Below are 16,633 nucleotides of genomic sequence, written 5' to 3'. Positions count from 1 at the left end.
CGTGGGGCAGGCGCTGCCCCTGGCCGGGCGGCGGGCGGGGCGGCTGCAGAGGGTGCGGCGGGGGGAAGGGAGAGGCGTCGGCGGGGCGGCAATTCGGGCATGGGCGCTATTTTCCCTCGGCGGCGGCCGCATGCCACGCGAGAAAGTCGTCCATGGGCAACGGCCGGCTGATGTAGTAGCCCTGCGCGTCGTCGCAATGCAGCGCGCGCAGGCGCTCCAGGATGGCCACGGTTTCCACGCCCTCGGCCACCACGCTCAGGCCCAGGTTGTGGGCCAGGTCGATGGTGGAGCGCACGATCTGCTCGTCCCCGTCGTCGGCGGCCATGCCGATGACGAAGGACTTGTCGATCTTCAGCTCGTCCACCGGCAGCCGCTTGAGGTAGGCCAGCGACGAATAGCCGGTGCCGAAGTCGTCGATGGACAGCTTGAAGCCCTGCTCCGACAGCCGGTTGAGCATGGCCTCGGCGCGCAGGGGCTCGTCCATGATCGCGCTCTCGGTGATCTCCAGGCAGAAGGCCGAGGCGCTCACGCCATGGCGCTCCAGCAGGGCGCCGAAGCGATTGCTGAGCTCCGGGTCGAGCAGGTCGCGCGTGGACAGGTTGATCGAGATCTGCAGCGACATCGCCCGCACCTGCGGCTGCGCGAGAAAGACCACGGCCTGCTCGAACATCCACAGCGTGAGCTGCCGCACGAAGCCGGTCTGTTCGGCGAACGGAATGAACTGCAGCGGCGGCACCATGCCGCGCTCGGGGTGCTGCCAGCGCACCAGGGCTTCGGCGGCATTGCCGGGCTGGCCGGTCAGCGTCACCTTGGGCTGCAGGAACAGCCGCAGTTCGTTGCGGTCCACCGCGCGGCGCAGCTCGGTCAGCAGCGAGAGCGATCCCGCGCTGGACGAATCCATGGACGGCTCGTACACCAGCGCGCCGCTGAGCCGCTGCTTGGCTGCGTACATGGCGATTTCTGCGTGGCTGAGCAAGGTGTCGGCGTCCTGCGCGGTGCCGGGCCAACAGGCGATGCCCATGCCTGCGCTGAGGTCCACCGTCTGGTCGCCGAAGGCCACCGGCATCTCGAAGGCGCGAATGATGCGCTGGGCCATTTCGCGCGCCGAGGTGGCGTCGCCGCCGGGCAGCATCATGGCGAACTGGTTGCCGCCCAGGCGCGCGATCATGTCCTGCGAGGAGCGGGCCTGCATGCCCAGGCGCTCGGCCACGGCCTGCAGCAGGCGGTCGCCCAAGGCATAGCCGAGCACGCCGTTCACGTGCTTGAAGCGGTCCAGGTCCAGCGCGATCACGGCCACCGGGCGCCCGCCGCCGCCGGGCCCGATGGCGTCCATCAGCGCGCTGCGAAAGCGCTCCCGGTTGGGCACGCCGGTCAGCCGGTCGATGTCGGCCAGGCGCCGAATCTGGTCCTGCTGGCCGGCGATGTCCAACCGCATGCGGTCGAACGACCGGGCGAGGTTGCCGATCTCGTCGTGGCGCGTGGTGTGCTCGATGGGCGCACCGTAGTCGCCCTGCGACAGGCGGTGGGTCGCATCGACCAGCGAGCGCAGCGGCATGGTCACGCGGCGCGCCATGAAGGCGCTGCCGAGCGCGAACAGCACCAGGCCGACGACGGTGATCACGCCCAGCAGAATCTGCAATTGGCGGTAGGGCTCCACCACGTCGTCGAGCGAGCGCAGCAGCAGCGCGCGAGCACTCGTGGCGCCGCTGTCCAGCCGCACGGCGCGCACCAGCAGCGTCTCGCCGCCGATCTCGCGCTCGCCCCCCATGCGGAAATCGCGCAGGTCGGCGAAAGCCCGGGGGGGCAGCGAACTCACCGGCACCGAGACGGCCCCGGCAGCGTCGCGGATCTGGATGGCCACGTCCACCGACAGCAACTGCTGCATTTCGGACACCAGCGTCTCGTTGACCGGAAAACCCATCAGCACCCAGCCGATCAGCAGTGGCGCGCGCAGGGGCACCATCACGAACTGATAGGGAATGCCATTCACCACGGCGATCTGGCTGCCCTGCGGCTGCGCCACCAGCGCGGGCACGGCCTGATCGACCGCACTCTGGTATTCCGCAGCGGTGCGCGAAGGGCTGGCCGCCTGCAGTTGCATGCGGGGGTCCAGCAGCGCGGTCATGGCCGCGCCGATGCGCGCGCCGTGGTTTTCCAGCACCGACTGGATCGTGTCGGCATCGCCCGAGTTCACGGCGGAGCGAAAGCCGTAATCGGACGCCAGCAGGGTCGAGGCCTCTTTCAGCCGCACGGCGTTCTGGTCGAGCAGCCAGCGCCAGACACGTTCGTCCACGTCCAGGCTGCGCTCGATCTGCGCGCGGGCATTGCGCACGATGAAGGTCTGCACCACGACGAAGCCCGCCGCCTGCACGATGAGCAGCAACAGCAGCGAAATGCCGACAAGCCGCAGGATCAGGCTGCGGCGCAGCGCGCGCAGGTTCAAGGGGTCACTCCCGCCAGCCGCACGACCACGGGCGCGGCGCCCTCGGCCACTGTGAGCGGCTGCGAATAGGCCGGCGCGCCCACCGGCAGGCCGGCGTGCCATACGCGCAGGGTGTAGGCCCCGGCCGGCACCTTGTCGATGCGGGCATTGCCGAACGGCGAACCGCCTTGCGCGAAGAAAGGGGTTTCCAGCACCAGGATCCAGGCCACCATCTGGTCGTGGATGTTGCAGCCCAGCACCACGACGCCGGGCCGGTCGAAGAGGACCGGGTTGGCGGGGGTTCCTGAATAGAGCTGCAACTCGAACTTCTTGGCGGGCGAAAACGAATACACATGGTGGCGCACTGTGTCGCGGTTGGGAAACTGCACTTCGGTGCCCGCCGTCACCACTAGCACTTCAGGCACGAAACGGCGTTTTTGCTGCGCCATGTCCTGCAGCGTCATGGGGCGCGCCAGCTTGCGCGCCTCGGCCGAATCGAGGAACACGACCGCGCCGGGCAACGGTTTGCCGGCGCCGTCCTGCACGGTCACCTGGACCTCCACGGCGGCCGCCTGCACAGCCCATGCCCAGAGCATGGCGGTCATGCCCCAGCACATTGGCGAGCGAAGTCGGTTCATGGTGGCGGTTCCTTCCAAAAATGTAACAACGCGCCGGTATCTCGGGCCGGTGCGCACTGGAATGCGCAAAAATAGACCAGCCTCGACGCTACCAAATAAATAGCAGGAGATCGATGCATTTAATAAGACATTGGCCATTAGATCAATTTATTCCTGCATGGCCACTGTTTGGACCTTTAGGGAGAGACAATCAATAATGCCTCGTTAATATGTAACATCAGCGGCGTTACCGGACACCGCAGGGGCGATCCGCTTACCGATCATTGGCATTCCTTTTGCTGTGCAGTTCGTCAAGGGCCATCGGCCACGGAAAACACCATGCAGACCCCTTCGTTCTTCAAGACCCTCTCCATCTCCCACCGGCTCTTCCTGGGATTCGGTTGCATGCTGGCCCTGCTGATCGCGGTCGCCGCCGTAGCGCATGCCTCGCTGGGCGAAGTGAACCGCCAGATGCAGCAGATGACCGGCGCCAGCGCCACCAAGATGCGGCTGGTGAACGCCATGCTGGAGAACGTGAGCGCCATCGGCATCCAGGGCCGGTCGGCTGCCATGCTCGGCGAGATCGACCCCAAGAGCGCCGAGGAACAGATCCGCCGGGTCGGCCAGGCCCTGCAGCGCTACGCAGCGCAAGAATCCGAACTCGCCACGCTGCTGGACGCCGGTGCCACGCCGGCCGAACGCCAGCTGCAGACCGATATCCAGGCGCTGGCCCGCAAGAACCGGCCCGAGCTGGACACTGCGCTCAAAGCCATTGCCGATGGCGACACCGTGAGCGCCACCCTTTCGCTCATGACCCGTGTGGCCCCCGTCGAATCGGCCTGGCGCGAAAAGCTGGCCGAGCTGGTGCAGCTGCAAAACACCCTCAATACCGAAGCGGCCGCTGAAACCACGCGCATGGAGAACCGGGCCCGCGCCATCGGCGGCAGCCTGGTGGTGCTGGCCATCGTGCTCGGTGCGCTGATCGCCTGGCGCACCACGGCCAGCATCACCCAGCCGATCGGGCGGGCCGTGGTGGTGGCCGAGCGCATCGCCAACGGCGACCTCACCTCGCGCGTGGAAGTGCGCATCCAGGACGAAACCGGCCGGCTGCTGGACGCCATCGCCGCCATGCAGGAGCAACTGCGCTCGCTGGTGGGCAACATCGGCACCACGGCGGATTCCATCCTGCTGGCCAGCTCGGAGGTCGCCTCGGGCAACCTCGACCTGAGCCAGCGCACCGAGCAGACCTCGGGCAACCTGCAGCAGGCCGCCTCGGCCCTGGAAGACCTGACCCACACCGTGCAGCAAAGCGCCGACGCCGCGCGCCAGGCCAACCAGATGACGGCGGCGGCCTCGCAAGTGGCCGAACGCGGCGGCGAAGTCGTCTCGCAGGTGGTGCGCACCATGGACGTGATCAGCGCCAGTTCGCGCAAGATCGCCGACATCATCAGCGTGATCGACGGCATTGCGTTCCAGACCAACATCCTCGCGCTGAATGCCGCGGTGGAAGCGGCCCGCGCGGGCGAACAGGGCCGCGGCTTCGCCGTGGTGGCCGGCGAGGTGCGTGCGCTGGCCGGGCGATCGGCCGATGCCGCGCGCGAGATCAAGGCGCTGATCCTGGCCAGCGCCAATCAGGTGCAGGAAGGCACCACGCTGGTGGGCCACGCGGGCGCCACCATCGGCGAACTGGTGCAGTCGGTGCAGCAGGTGTCGGGCATCATGGCCGAGATCACCGCCGCCGCGCGCGAGCAGAGCGACCGCATCGGCGAAGTGAGCCAGTCGGTGGGTGCGCTGGAAACCATGACGCAGCAGAACGCCGCGCTGGTGGAAGAAAGCAGTGCCGCCGCCGGCAGCCTGAAAGACCAGGCCGGCCGCCTGACGCACATGGTGGGCGCCTTCCGCCTCACCCGCACGCCGGAGCTGGCGGCGCCCGTCAACCGCGCATGACGGCCTGCGCACCGGGGGCTTCCGCCGCCGCGGGCCGGGAGCGCCTGGGGGGCGCTTCGGCCTGGGCGATAAACACGCTCTCGCGCAGCGCGGTCAGGTCCAGCACCCGTAGCCCGCCGTATTCCACGCAGATCGCGCCCTGGGCCTGCAATTCGGCCAGCGCCTCGTTCACGCGCTGGCGCGACAGCCCCACGAGGTAGGCCAGTTCCTGCTGCGTGATGCGCAGCACCTCGCCCACGCCGGGGTAGAGCACCGGGTTGAACAGCGACGCCAGGCTGCGCGCCACGCGCACATCGGGGTTGCCCAGCCGATCGATCTCGCGCGCGGCGATGAATTGGCCCAGCCGCTCGTTGAGCTGGTTCATCACGAACCGGTTGAAGCCGATGGAGTGGTCCAGCAGCCAGTGGAAGGTGTCGATCGGCAGGCCGGCCACCACGCTCCTGCGCAGCGCCTGGATGTTGTAGCGGTAGGGCTCGCGCTTGACCGCCGTGCCCTCGCCGAACCAGCCGCCCGGGGGCACGCCGGTGAAAGTCATCGTCTGGCCCTGGGCGTTGTCGGTGCTCATCTTGAGCAGCCCTTCGACCACGCCGAACCAGTAGGTCACCGGCCGGCCCACCCGGCACACGTAGTCGCCCACCTTGGCATCGCCCACCAGCAGGGCGGCCACGGCGCGCTCGCGCTCGGGCGGCGACAGCAGCGGCAGCCAGGGAATGCCGTCCAGCTCCACCTGGGACGGCAGGCGGCGGCGCTGGTGCAGCGAAAGATCGTCGTTCATGGCCCGAGCATGGCGCAGGACGGCGGTGTCTCAATTGCGGGAATACCACGATGCGGATTGCTGCCCGGGCGACAAAGAATCGGCCCGCGCACATCCATGATCCGCACCACCAGGCCACGGAGACACCATGCCTCAGACATTCCCAACGGCCCCCCTCGCGCACGAACGCGCCCTCGCCCTTTCGCCGGATCGCGCTTTACTCCCGTTATCGCTGCGGCGCCGCGGCCTGCTGGCAGGCGCTGCCGCCCTGGCCCTGCCGTGGGCCGCCACACGCTCGGCCCGGGCGCAGGGCACGGTGCTGCGCATCGCCCAGTCCACCGCGCTCACCGGCCCGCTGGGCGATCTCGGCTCGGCGATGAATATGGGCGCGAAAGCCGCTTTCGCGTCCATCAATGCGCAGGGCGGCGTCCAGGGCCAGACGATCGAGCTGACGACGGTGGACGACGGCTACGACATCGCCCGCGCCGTCGCCAACGTGGACAAGTTCCTGGCCGACCGGGAGCAATTCGCGCTCTTCAACTGCATGGGCACGCCGATGGTGGAAGCCATGCTGCCCAAGGTGCTGCCGTCGGGCATGCCGTTCTTCGCCCCGTTCACCGGCGCCATGCTGAGCCGGGTGAAAGGTGCGCGCAGCGTGTTCAACGTGCGCGCCACCTATGCGGACGAGGCCGAAAAGCTGGTCCAGCATTTCTCGACGCTGGGCATTCGCCGCATCGGCGTGATCTACCAGAACAACACCTTCGGCAAGGAGGTGTTCACCGCCGCCCGCGACGCCATGGCCCGGCTCAAATTGGGCGACCCACTGTCCGGTACGGTGGAGAGCGACGCGTCGGACGCCGGCACCGCAGCGCGCAAGCTGGCCGATGCCAATCCCGAAGCAGTGCTGATCGGCCTGGCGGGCAAACCTGCGCTGGAGTTCGTCAAAGCGTTCCGGCCGCTGCGGCGCGGCGTCACGCTGTACGCCACCTCCGTCATGGGCACCTCGGCCGCGGTCAAGGCGCTGGGGCCGGACGGGGTCGGCATCACGATTTCGCAAGTGGTGCCGCTGCCCACCAATGCCGTCGTGCCGATCGTGCGCGAGTTCCAGGCCGCCTGGAAAGCCGTGGGCGCCACGGCCGAGCCCTCGCACCTGGCGCTGGAGGGCTACATCAATGCCCGCGTGTTCGCGCAGGCGCTGCAGCGCGCCGGCCGCAATCCGTCGCGCGCCGCGTTCGTGGACGCGACCTGGAGCCTGAAGAACGTGGACCTGGGCGGTTTCGAAGTGAACGCCACCGGGCCGGAGCGCAGTGCGTCACGGTTCGTCGAGCTGACGCTGGTGGGGCGGGACGGGCGGTTCATCCGCTGAGCCGACGCCGAGGGCGGAGCACCGTCATTCGCAGCCCTATCGCGAGCTGCCATCGCCGCCATCAAACGCCATCAATAGCTATCAAAACAATAGCAACGGAACCATTAAACACTCCGGCAGTGGCCTGTTTCATTCAAAACCGCTTATCGACCCCCGTCCTGCTGACACTGGCCAGCCTTCACTGCGAAGGCACGGCGTAGCGGTAGCCCCGGAACGCCCACACGGTGCGGCTCGGCTCGATCTTCTCCAGCACCACGCCCGGCGCGGCCTGGTCGCCCTCGTGCAGAACCTGTCCGTTGACGATGGCCATGCGGTAGGCCGGGTTGGCCGAATACGTCGCGCCGCTGAACTGCATGCCCGGCAACTGCTCGCGCACGCTCGGCGGCAGATCACGCTGGGCCACGACAGGCTGCTGCGCTGCGGCCTCGGCAGGCGCGGCCGCCGCAGGGTTGGCCGCAGCACCATTGGTTGAAGGCAGCAGGCGCGCCGTCGCGGCGGCCGCGGCCGAAGCGCGTGACTGCGGCGTGGCGGCGGCCCGCTCGGCCGGCTTTTCCACCACCGTTGCCGAAGGCGGGGCAACCTGCGCTGCCGGGGCGGACGGCGCAGGCGCCGCAGCCGGAGAGGAACTGGCCCGCGGCACCGCGACCGGGGCCACACGCTCCGGCCGCACGGCAGGCGCCGGGGCTGGTGCCGGCAAAGGGGCCAGTGCGCTTCGGGGCGCCTCGGTCACTGCGGGTGCAGGTGCGGGCGTTGGGACCGGTGCAGGAACAGGGGCAGGCGTCATGGCCGCAGCGGGCGCCGTGGCGGGAGCGCTGGCCGGGGCCGCCGCCAGGCGCACGGACTCGGCAGGCACGGCCGTCCGGTGTGCCAACCACCAGGCCGCCCCGGCCGCAGCGCCAGCCACGGCCACGCCGGCCACCAGCACGGGCAACCACGGCACCGCGCCGAAACGAGCCGGCTCTGCGGGCAAGGCCGCACCCGGCGCGGGCACGGCTGGCGTATGCAGGCCGGGCACGGCGCCACGGCCCCGTTCGGCTTCGGCGCGCCGCAAGGCGTCAAGGATGTAAGACATAGGATGGAAAAATGGGCGTGGAACCTGCGCAGGCACCACGGCAGGAACAGAAGGCACCGGACGAACCGCTGTGCAGGCGCTTGAGAAGATCGGGCATGGGCTGCATTCAGGCCCCGGTGCGCAGGCGCGGCTCGTTCACGCCCGCAGCGCGGTTGAGCAGCATGAGGGTCAGTGGCCCGGCACGCCCGTCGGGCGCCAGACCCTGGGCCAACTGAAAGCGATGAATGCGGGCGCGAAGCTGCGCAGCCGCCGCGGGCCGTTGGTTGGCAGTGCGCGCGGCGCCAGCCGCTTCGGGGGCGGCGGGCAACTGCGCATCGAGCCATGCCAGCGTGGCGGGCTGGTCGGCCAGATCGCTGCCCTCCTGCAAACCCGGCGGCGCGCGCCACAGCGTGGCGAACTCACCGCGCCAAGCCTGGCCCAGGTCGGCGACGGGCACTTTCAGCGTGCGGCCGCCGCCCTCCAGCGTGGCCACGCCGCCCTCCAGCCGCGACAGCACCACGGGCACCGGGCGCTCGTCGGCGGTGAACAGCGTCATCACACCGGGGCGGTCGAGCTGGCGCAGCAGGCTCAGGCCCGCGCGCCGCTGCCGAAAGCAGCGCAACCCCTGGCGAACCAGTGCCGCGCAGGCATCGCCATCGCCAGGCGGCGTGGCGCCCCAGGCGGTGGCCAGCGTGCGCCACGCGGCCTCGTCGCCCTCGGGCTGGGCGGCCAGAAAACTTTGCAGTGTCGTGACGGCTGCGGGGACTGAAGCGGCGGCGGAAGCAGGCGCCGCCGCGGCCGATGCCCCCTGGGCTGGCGCCGAAGCGGATGCCGATGCGGGCGCAGCAGAGAGCCCTGTGCCGGCAACGGCCCCGGCTGGCGGCCACCAGCCCAGCGCCCACCCCGCGCACGCCACGGCGGCGGCACCGGCGAGCGCACCCGCGCCAGCAACAGCCCAGCGCGGTGCGCGGCCGCTGCCGGGGTTGGCAGACGCGGATGGCGCGGCATCGAACACCTCGCGCGCGGCCTGGTCCACGATGGCTTCGGTCACCTCGCGCACGCCGCCCGCATAGGCGCCCAGCAGGGCCCGGTCGCACAACAGGTTGATGCGCCGCGGCACGCCGCGCGCCAGCGCATGCACGCGCTGCAGCGCGCGCGCCGTGAACGGCAAGGCACCCTGCAGACCGGCCACGGCCATGCGATGGGCGATGTATTGGCGGGTTTCCTCGGCGCTCAGGGCATCGAGGTGAAAGCGGGCGATCACGCGCTGGGCCAGTTGCTCCAGCGATGGGCCGGCGATCATCCCGCGCAGTTCGGGCTGCCCGATCAGGATGATCTGCAGCAGCTTGCGCTCGCTGGTTTCCAGGTTGGTGAGCAGGCGCAATTGCTCCAGCACGTCGGCCGAAAGGTTTTGCGCCTCGTCGATGATCAGCACGTTGTTGCGCCCTGCCGCATGGGCCTGCAGCAAAAAGGCGTTGAGCGGGTCGAGGCAGTCCTTGACCGTCTCGGAGCCCGGCACGGCCGGCGTGTGCGCCACGCCGAACTCGTCGCAGATGGATCGCAGCAGCTCGCCCACCGTGAGCCGCGGATTGAAGATATAGGCCACGTTGCAGTGCGCGGGAATCTGCTCCAGAAAGCAGCGGCACACCGTGGTCTTGCCGGTGCCGATCTCGCCGGTCAGCAGCACGAAGCCGCCGCCGGCATCCAGGCCATACAGCAGATGCGCCAGCGCCTCGCGGTGGCGGTCGCTCATGAACAGATAGCGGGGATCAGGGGCAATGGAAAACGGCGCGTGCTCCAGGCCGAAAAACGGGGCGTACATGGCGGCAAGGATACCGCCCTGCCGTGGCGTCTTAGCGGCGGCGCCCTTTAGCACTTCGCGCGCATCAGGCAGGGTTACACCCGTCAGGAGTTTCCCGCAAATTGTCGTCGGCAAGACAAGATGGCGTCAAAGCGGTTCCTACCATTCGTTGCATCTCCATTGCATGGCTGCGCGCCCCGCCAGCAGCCTCGGCGGAAACCACCGGTAGGAACAGGCATGACGACCACCTTCCCCCAACTGCTGCTGCGGCACGCCGCCGAACGGCCCACCGCCGCGGCGCTGCGCGAAAAGGAATACGGCATCTGGCAGACCCACACGTGGGCGGGCCTGGCCGCGCTGGTGGAGACGCTGTGCGCCGGCCTGCACCAGGCCGGTCTGCAAGCGGGAGAGCACTTGGTGGTGGTGGGCGCCAACCGCCCGCGGCTTTACGCCACGATGCTGGCCGCGCAGTCGCTGGGCGCCATTCCCGTGCCGCTGTACCAGGATGCGGTGGCCGCCGAATGCGTGTACCCGCTCAACAACGCCGAGGTGCGCTTTTGCGTGGTGGAAGACCAGGAGCAGGTCGACAAGCTGCTGGAGATCCGCACTCAGTGCCCCGCCCTTTCGCACCTGTACTTCGACGATCCGCGTGGCCTGCGCAACTACAGCGAGCCGGGCCTGGCGTCGCTCGATGCGCTGGCCGAGGCTGGCGCCGCCTTCCTGGCGCAGAACGCAGGATGGTTCCGCGCGCAGGTCGCCAAGGTGCAGCCGGGCGACGTGGCCGCCATGTTCTTCACCTCGGGCACCACGGGCAACCCCAAGGGCGTGGTGCACACGCACGCCACCTTGCTCGACCGCGCGCAGGCCGGCGCAGAGTTCGACCGTCTCACCCATTCCGAGGAAGTGCTGGCCTACCTGCCACCCGCATGGATCGGCCAGAACATCTTCAGCTATTCGCAGTGGCTGGCCTGCGGCTACGTGGTGAACTGCCCCGAGTCGGCGAGCACCGTGTCGATCGATTTGAAGGAAGTGGGGCCGACCTATTACTTCGCACCGCCGCGCATCTTCGAAGGCCTGCTCACCAGCGTGATGATCCGCATGGAAGACGCGGGCGCGCTCAAGCGCAAGATGTTCCACGCCTGCATGGCCGTGGCCCGCCGCGTGGGCCCGGCGCGCATGGACGGGCAGCCCGTGGGGCTGCTGGACCGCATCAAGTACGCGCTCGGTGACCTGCTGGTGTACGGCCCGCTGCGCAACAACCTGGGCTTTTCGCGCGTGCGGGTGGCCTACACGGCCGGCGAGGCGATCGGGCCCGACCTGTTCACGTTCTACCGCTCGATCGGCATCAACCTGAAGCAGCTGTACGGCTCCACCGAGACCGCCGTGTTCGTGTGCCTGCAACCCGACCACCAGGCCCGCGCCGACACGGTGGGCGTGCCGATCCGGGGCGTGCAGATCCAGGTGGCCGACAACGGCGAGATTTTGGTCAAGTCGGCCGGCCTGCTCAAGGAGTACTACAAGAACCCCACCGCCACGGCCGAGGTGCTGACGGCCGACGGCTGGTACCGCACGAGCGATGCCGGCTTTCTGGATGCGCAAGGGCACCTCAAGATCATCGACCGCGTGAAGGACGTGGGCCGCATCCAGGGCGGCGCCAACGACGGCGCCATGTTCGCGCCCAAGTACGTGGAGAACAAGCTCAAGTTCTTTCCGTACATCAAGGAGGCCGTGGCCCTGGGCGACCGGCGCGAGAAGGTGTGCGCCATGGTCAACATCGACTTCGACGCGGTGGGCAACTGGGCCGAGCGGCGCAATCTGCCCTACGCGGGCTACACCGATCTGGCGCAAAAGCCCGAGGTGTACGAGCTGATCCGCGACTGCGTGGAAAAGGTCAACGCCGACCTGGCAAGCGATGCCCTGCTGGCCGGCAGCCAGGTCAGCCGCTTCCTCGTGCTGCACAAGGAACTCGATGCCGACGACGGCGAGCTCACGCGCACCAACAAGGTCCGCCGCGGCTTCATCGCCGACAAGTACGGTGCGCTGGTGGAGGCGCTGTACACCGGCCGCACCGAGCAATACATCGAGACGCAGGTCAAGTTCGAGGACGGCCGCACCGGCAGCGTGAGCGCCACCCTGAAGCTGGCCGACGCCAAGACGTTCGCCCCGACGAAGCAGGCCGCCTGAGCGCGCTGCCGGAAGACCCCCAATGACCACCAAGAAGATCGGCGACGTCATCCTGGACGTCCAGAACATCAGCCTGCGGTTCGGCGGCGTGAAGGCGCTCACCGACATCTCGTTCAATGTGCGCGAGCACGAGATCCGCTCCATCATCGGCCCCAACGGCGCGGGCAAGAGCTCCATGCTCAACTGCATCAACGGCGTGTATGCGCCGCAGGACGGCTCCATCACGTTCCGGGGCAAGACGTTCTCGCACATGAACTCGCGCCAGGTGGCCGAGATGGGCGTGGCGCGCACCTTCCAGAACCTGGCGCTCTTCAAGGGCATGAGCGTGATCGACAACATCATGTCGGGGCGCAACCTGAAGATCAAAAGCAACCTCTTCCTGCAGGCGCTGCGCATCGGCCCGGCCGAGCGCGAGGAGATGCGCCACCGCGCATTCGTCGAACGCATCATCGACTTCCTGGAGATCCAGGCCTACCGCAAGACACCCGTGGGCCAGCTGCCCTACGGCCTGCAAAAGCGCGTGGACCTGGGCCGCGCCCTGGCAATGGAGCCGCAGGTGCTGCTGCTGGACGAGCCCATGGCCGGCATGAACGTGGAGGAAAAGCAGGACATGTGCCGCTTCATCCTCGACGTGAACGACGAGTTCGGCACCACCATCGTGCTCATCGAGCACGACATGGGCGTGGTGATGGACATCTCCGACCGCGTGGTCGTGCTCGACTACGGCAAGAAGATCGGGGACGGCACGCCTGACGAAGTGCGCAACAACGACGACGTGATCAGTGCCTATCTCGGCACATCGCACTGAGGACCCACCCATGGCATTCTTTCTGGAAACCCTCATCGGCGGCCTCATGGCCGGCATGCTGTATTCGCTGGTGGCGCTGGGCTTCGTGCTGATCTACAAGGCCTCGGGTGTCTTCAATTTTGCGCAGGGCGCGATGGTGCTGTTCGCGGCGCTCGCGATGGCGCGGCTGTCCGAATGGATTCCGAAGTGGACGGGCATCGAGAGCGCGCTGTTCGCCGGCGTCGTGGCCTTCATCCTGGCAGGCGCGCTGATGTTCGTGGTGGCCTGGTGCATCGAGCGCCTGGTGCTGCGCCACCTGGTGAATCAGGAAGGCGCCACGCTGCTGATGGCCACGCTGGGCATCACGTACTTCCTCGAAGGCCTGGGCCAGACGATGTTCGGCAGCGACATCTACAAGATAGACATCGGCATGCCGAAGGAGCCCATCTTCGCGTTCGAATCGATGTTCGAGGGCGGCGTGCTGATCAACAAGGAAGACGTCATCGCCGCCGCCATCGCCGCGGGCCTGGTGATCCTGCTGAGCGTTTTCTTTCAGAAGACTTCCACGGGGCGCGCGCTGCGCGCCGTGGCCGACGACCACCAAGCCGCGCAGTCCATTGGCATTCCACTGAACCGCATCTGGGTGATCGTGTGGTGCGTGGCGGGCGTGGTGGCGCTGGTGGCCGGAATGATCTGGGGCAGCAAGCTGGGCGTGCAGTTCTCCCTCACCACGGTGGCGCTGCGCGCGCTGCCGGTGGTGATTCTGGGTGGCCTCACCTCGGTGCCGGGCGCCATCCTGGGCGGGCTGATCATTGGCGTGGGCGAGAAGCTCTCCGAGGTGTACCTGGGCCCGTTCGTGGGCGGGGGCATCGAGATCTGGTTCGCGTATGTGCTGGCCTTGGTGTTTCTTCTGTTCCGGCCGCAAGGTCTGTTCGGCGAAAAGATCATCGATCGCGTATGAAACACGCGATCAACCCGGAGGGTTCTTCGCCGCAGGCGAAGGATGAGCTTTCAGCGACGACTGACTTTGCAAAGCAAAGTTAAGCGAAGCGTGTCGTAGCTAAAAAATCATTGAGAGACCACACCCATGCTCTACCGCGAAAACGGCCAGTTCAAGACCACTTACCGCGCCGACCAGCAGATCTTTCCGATCGCGCAGGACCGCATCGCCATTGCGCTGCTGCTGGCCGTGGCCTTCATCGCGGTGCCGATGCTGGCGAGCGACTACTTTTTTCGGGCCATCCTGATTCCTCTCGTCATCATGTCGATGGCCGCTCTGGGCGTGAACATCCTCGTGGGCTACTGCGGGCAGATCTCGCTGGGCTCGGGGGCGTTCATGGCGGTGGGCGCCTACGGGGCCTACAACTTCTTCGTGCGGCTGCCGGGCCTGCCGCTGATTCCGGCCATCGTGCTGGGCGGGCTGTGCGCCACGTTCTTCGGCATCCTCTTCGGGCTGCCCAGCCTGCGCGTGAAGGGGCTGTACCTGGCGGTGGCCACGCTGGCCGCGCAGTTCTTCAGCGACTGGATGTTCCTGCGCATCAAGTGGTTCACCAACAACTCCGACTCGGGCTCGGTGTCGGTCAACGGGCTGCAAGTGTTCGGCATGCCCATCGAAAGCGCGCAGTCCAAATACCTGTTCTGCCTGGGCCTGCTGGTGGTGGTCGCGCTCCTGGCCAAGAACCTGGTGCGTGGGGCCATCGGCCGCGAATGGATGGCCATCCGCGACATGGACGTGGCTGCCGCCGTGATCGGCATCCGGCCCATGTACGCAAAACTCAGCGCGTTCGCCGTCAGCTCGTTCATCGTGGGCATGGCCGGCGCGCTGTGGGCCTTCGTGCACCTGGGTGCGTGGGAGCCAGCCGCGTTCTCGGTGGAGGTGTCGTTCCGGCTGCTGTTCATGGTGATCATCGGCGGGCTGGGCTCGATCATGGGCGGCTTCTTCGGCGCGGCCTTCATCGTGGTGCTGCCCATCGTGCTCAACCAGTTCCTGCCCGCTCTGCTGGGGCTGTTCGGCATCGGCATCTCCACGGCCGGCGTGTCGCATGCCGAGCTGATGATCTTCGGCGCGCTCATCGTGTGGTTCCTCATCGTCGAGCCGCACGGGCTGGCCAAGCTGTGGTCCACCGCCAAGCAAAAGCTGCGGCTGTGGCCCTTCCCTCACTAGGGCGCGCGCACCGCTTCGCCCCGTCCTTTTTCCGGTTTCCCCCCGCGCTTCAATCCATTCAATTTCCAAGGAGAGACAAATGAAGCTTTCGAAACTCGTGATCGCTGCCCTCGTGGCGGCAGGCAGTGCGTCCGTGGCGACCAGCGCCTTCGCGCAGGCCAAGGAGCAGTTCTTTCCGCTGCTGTCGTACCGCACGGGCCCGTATGCGCCCAACGGCGTGCCGTGGGCCAACGGCAAGCAGGACTACATCAAGATGATCAACGCGCGCGACGGCGGCGTGAACGGCGTCAAGCTCACCTTCGAGGAATGCGAAACCGGCTACGCCACCGACCGCGGCGTGGAGTGCTATGAACGCCTGAAGGGCCGCCCCGGCGTGGCGCTGTTCGATCCGCAGGCCACCGGCATCACGTTCGCGCTGACCGAAAAAGCCCCTGTGGACAAGATCCCGCTGATGACGCTGGGCTACGGCCTGTCGGTCGCGCAGGACGGCATGGCCTTCAAGTGGAACTTCCCCTTCATGGGCAGCTACTGGACGGGTGCCGACATCCTGATCCAGCACATCGGCAAGCAGGCCGGCGGGCTGGACAAGCTCAAGGGCAAGAAGATCGCCCTGGTCTACCACGACAGCCCGTTCGGCAAGGAGCCCATTCCCGTGCTGCAGGAGCGCGCCAAGATGCACGGCTTCGAGCTGCAGATGCTGCCCGTGACCGCCCCCGGCGTGGAGCAGAAGGCCACCTGGCTGCAGGTGCGCCAGAGCCGGCCCGACTACGTGCTGCTGTGGGGCTGGGGCGTGATGAACTCCACCGCGCTGAAAGAAGCGCAGGCCACGGGCTTCCCGCGCGACAAGCTCTATGGCGTGTGGTGGGCCGGCGCCGAGCCGGACGTGCGCGACGTGGGCGAAGGCGCGAAGGGCTACCACGCACTGGCGCTGAACGGCTACGGCACGCAGTCCAAGGTGATCCAGGACATCCTGAAGAACGTGCACGAAAAGGGCCAGGGCACGGGACCGAAGGAAGAAGTGGGCTCGGTGCTGTACACGCGCGGCGTGATCATCCAGATGCTCGCCGTCGAGGCCGTGCGCCGCGCGCAGGAGCGCTTCGGCAAGGGCAAGGTCATGACCGGCGAGCAGGTGCGCTGGGGCATGGAGAACCTGGCGCTCGACCAGAAGAAGCTCGACGCGCTGGGCTTCAACGGCATCATGCGGCCGCTGTCCACGAGCTGCTCCGACCACATGGGATCGACCTGGTCGCGAGTGCACACGTGGGACGGCAAGAAGTGGGACTTCTCCTCCGACTGGTACCAGGCCGACGAGCAGATCCTGAAGCCCATGATCAAGGCCGGCTCGGACAAGTACCTGGCCGACAAGAAGATGACCCGGCGCGAGGCTGCGGACTGCCAGTCTTGAGGACATCCCCCTGAGGCGCTGCGCGCCTTCCCCCTTCTCTCCCGGCGCTGCGCGCCGCGGGAAGGGGGACGACACCAGTGGCCGGGCAAAGCCCGTTCCACGGTGTCCCTGGCGATGTCGCGGCGCCAGTATCAA

General features: G+C 67.8%; 12 protein-coding genes. 7 read left to right on the top strand and 5 right to left on the bottom strand.

Annotation, left to right across the window (positions count from 1 at the left end):
• Positions 1-106 precede the first annotated feature (106 nt).
• On the bottom strand, positions 107-2,443 hold the full coding sequence (locus BLT03_RS16910) for a putative bifunctional diguanylate cyclase/phosphodiesterase (RefSeq protein ID WP_092744928.1): 2,337 nt from the start codon (positions 2,441-2,443) through the stop codon (positions 107-109).
• The gene (locus tag BLT03_RS16905) at positions 2,440-3,039 is read right to left on the bottom strand and encodes a methylamine utilization protein (protein WP_245711436.1); all 600 of its coding nucleotides are present in this window, start codon (positions 3,037-3,039) and stop codon (positions 2,440-2,442) included. The genes BLT03_RS16910 and BLT03_RS16905 overlap by 4 nt, the downstream gene beginning before the upstream one ends.
• Positions 3,040-3,378: 339 nt before the next feature.
• Between BLT03_RS16905 and BLT03_RS16900 the strand changes: the two genes are divergently transcribed.
• On the top strand, positions 3,379-4,986 hold the full coding sequence (locus tag BLT03_RS16900) for a methyl-accepting chemotaxis protein (protein WP_092744926.1): 1,608 nt from the start codon (positions 3,379-3,381) through the stop codon (positions 4,984-4,986).
• Here BLT03_RS16900 and BLT03_RS16895 read toward each other — a convergent pair.
• Entirely contained in the window at positions 4,973-5,761 is a 789-nt protein-coding gene (locus tag BLT03_RS16895) for a Crp/Fnr family transcriptional regulator (RefSeq protein ID WP_092744925.1), read from the bottom strand. The two genes, BLT03_RS16900 and BLT03_RS16895, sit on opposite strands and share 14 nt — an antisense overlap.
• A gap of 127 nt (positions 5,762-5,888) precedes the next feature.
• Here BLT03_RS16895 and BLT03_RS16890 point away from each other — a divergent pair, with 127 nt between their 5' ends.
• Positions 5,889-7,106, top strand: coding sequence for an ABC transporter substrate-binding protein (locus BLT03_RS16890; RefSeq protein ID WP_092744924.1), 1,218 nt, complete (start codon positions 5,889-5,891; stop codon positions 7,104-7,106).
• Between the two features lie 178 nt (positions 7,107-7,284).
• Here BLT03_RS16890 and BLT03_RS16885 read toward each other — a convergent pair whose 3' ends face one another.
• Both BLT03_RS16885 and BLT03_RS16880 read right to left on the bottom strand, forming a co-directional pair.
• Positions 7,285-8,178: a general secretion pathway protein GspB gene (locus BLT03_RS16885; protein ID WP_092744923.1), complete on the bottom strand. Its 894-nt coding sequence runs from the start codon at positions 8,176-8,178 to the stop codon at positions 7,285-7,287.
• Positions 8,179-8,284: 106 nt separating this feature from the next.
• Positions 8,285-9,979, bottom strand: coding sequence for an ExeA family protein (locus BLT03_RS16880; protein ID WP_092744922.1), 1,695 nt, complete (start codon positions 9,977-9,979; stop codon positions 8,285-8,287).
• A gap of 216 nt (positions 9,980-10,195) precedes the next feature.
• On the opposite strand from BLT03_RS16880, the gene BLT03_RS16875 reads away from it, so the two are divergent.
• The 5 genes from BLT03_RS16875 (at position 10,196) to BLT03_RS16855 (ending at position 16,498) form a co-directional block, all read left to right on the top strand.
• Positions 10,196-12,142, top strand: a complete 1,947-nt coding sequence (locus BLT03_RS16875) for an AMP-dependent synthetase/ligase (RefSeq protein WP_092744921.1) — start codon at positions 10,196-10,198, stop codon at positions 12,140-12,142.
• A gap of 22 nt (positions 12,143-12,164) precedes the next feature.
• Positions 12,165-12,950, top strand: a complete 786-nt coding sequence (locus BLT03_RS16870) for an ABC transporter ATP-binding protein (protein ID WP_092744920.1) — start codon at positions 12,165-12,167, stop codon at positions 12,948-12,950.
• A gap of 10 nt (positions 12,951-12,960) precedes the next feature.
• Positions 12,961-13,890, top strand: a complete 930-nt coding sequence (locus tag BLT03_RS16865; RefSeq protein WP_092744919.1) for a branched-chain amino acid ABC transporter permease — start codon at positions 12,961-12,963, stop codon at positions 13,888-13,890.
• Between the two features lie 126 nt (positions 13,891-14,016).
• Entirely contained in the window at positions 14,017-15,093 is a 1,077-nt protein-coding gene (locus BLT03_RS16860; RefSeq protein ID WP_092744918.1) for a branched-chain amino acid ABC transporter permease, read from the top strand.
• Between the two features lie 79 nt (positions 15,094-15,172).
• Entirely contained in the window at positions 15,173-16,498 is a 1,326-nt protein-coding gene (locus BLT03_RS16855) for an ABC transporter substrate-binding protein (protein WP_092744917.1), read from the top strand.
• Positions 16,499-16,633 lie beyond the last annotated feature (135 nt).

The sequence above is a fragment of the Paracidovorax valerianellae genome (genome assembly GCF_900102625.1).
Classification (GTDB): Bacteria; Pseudomonadota; Gammaproteobacteria; order Burkholderiales; family Burkholderiaceae_C; genus Paracidovorax; species Paracidovorax valerianellae.
Note: the sequence above shows the minus strand (reverse complement) of the source record. Positions and strands in the feature narration are given on the sequence as shown.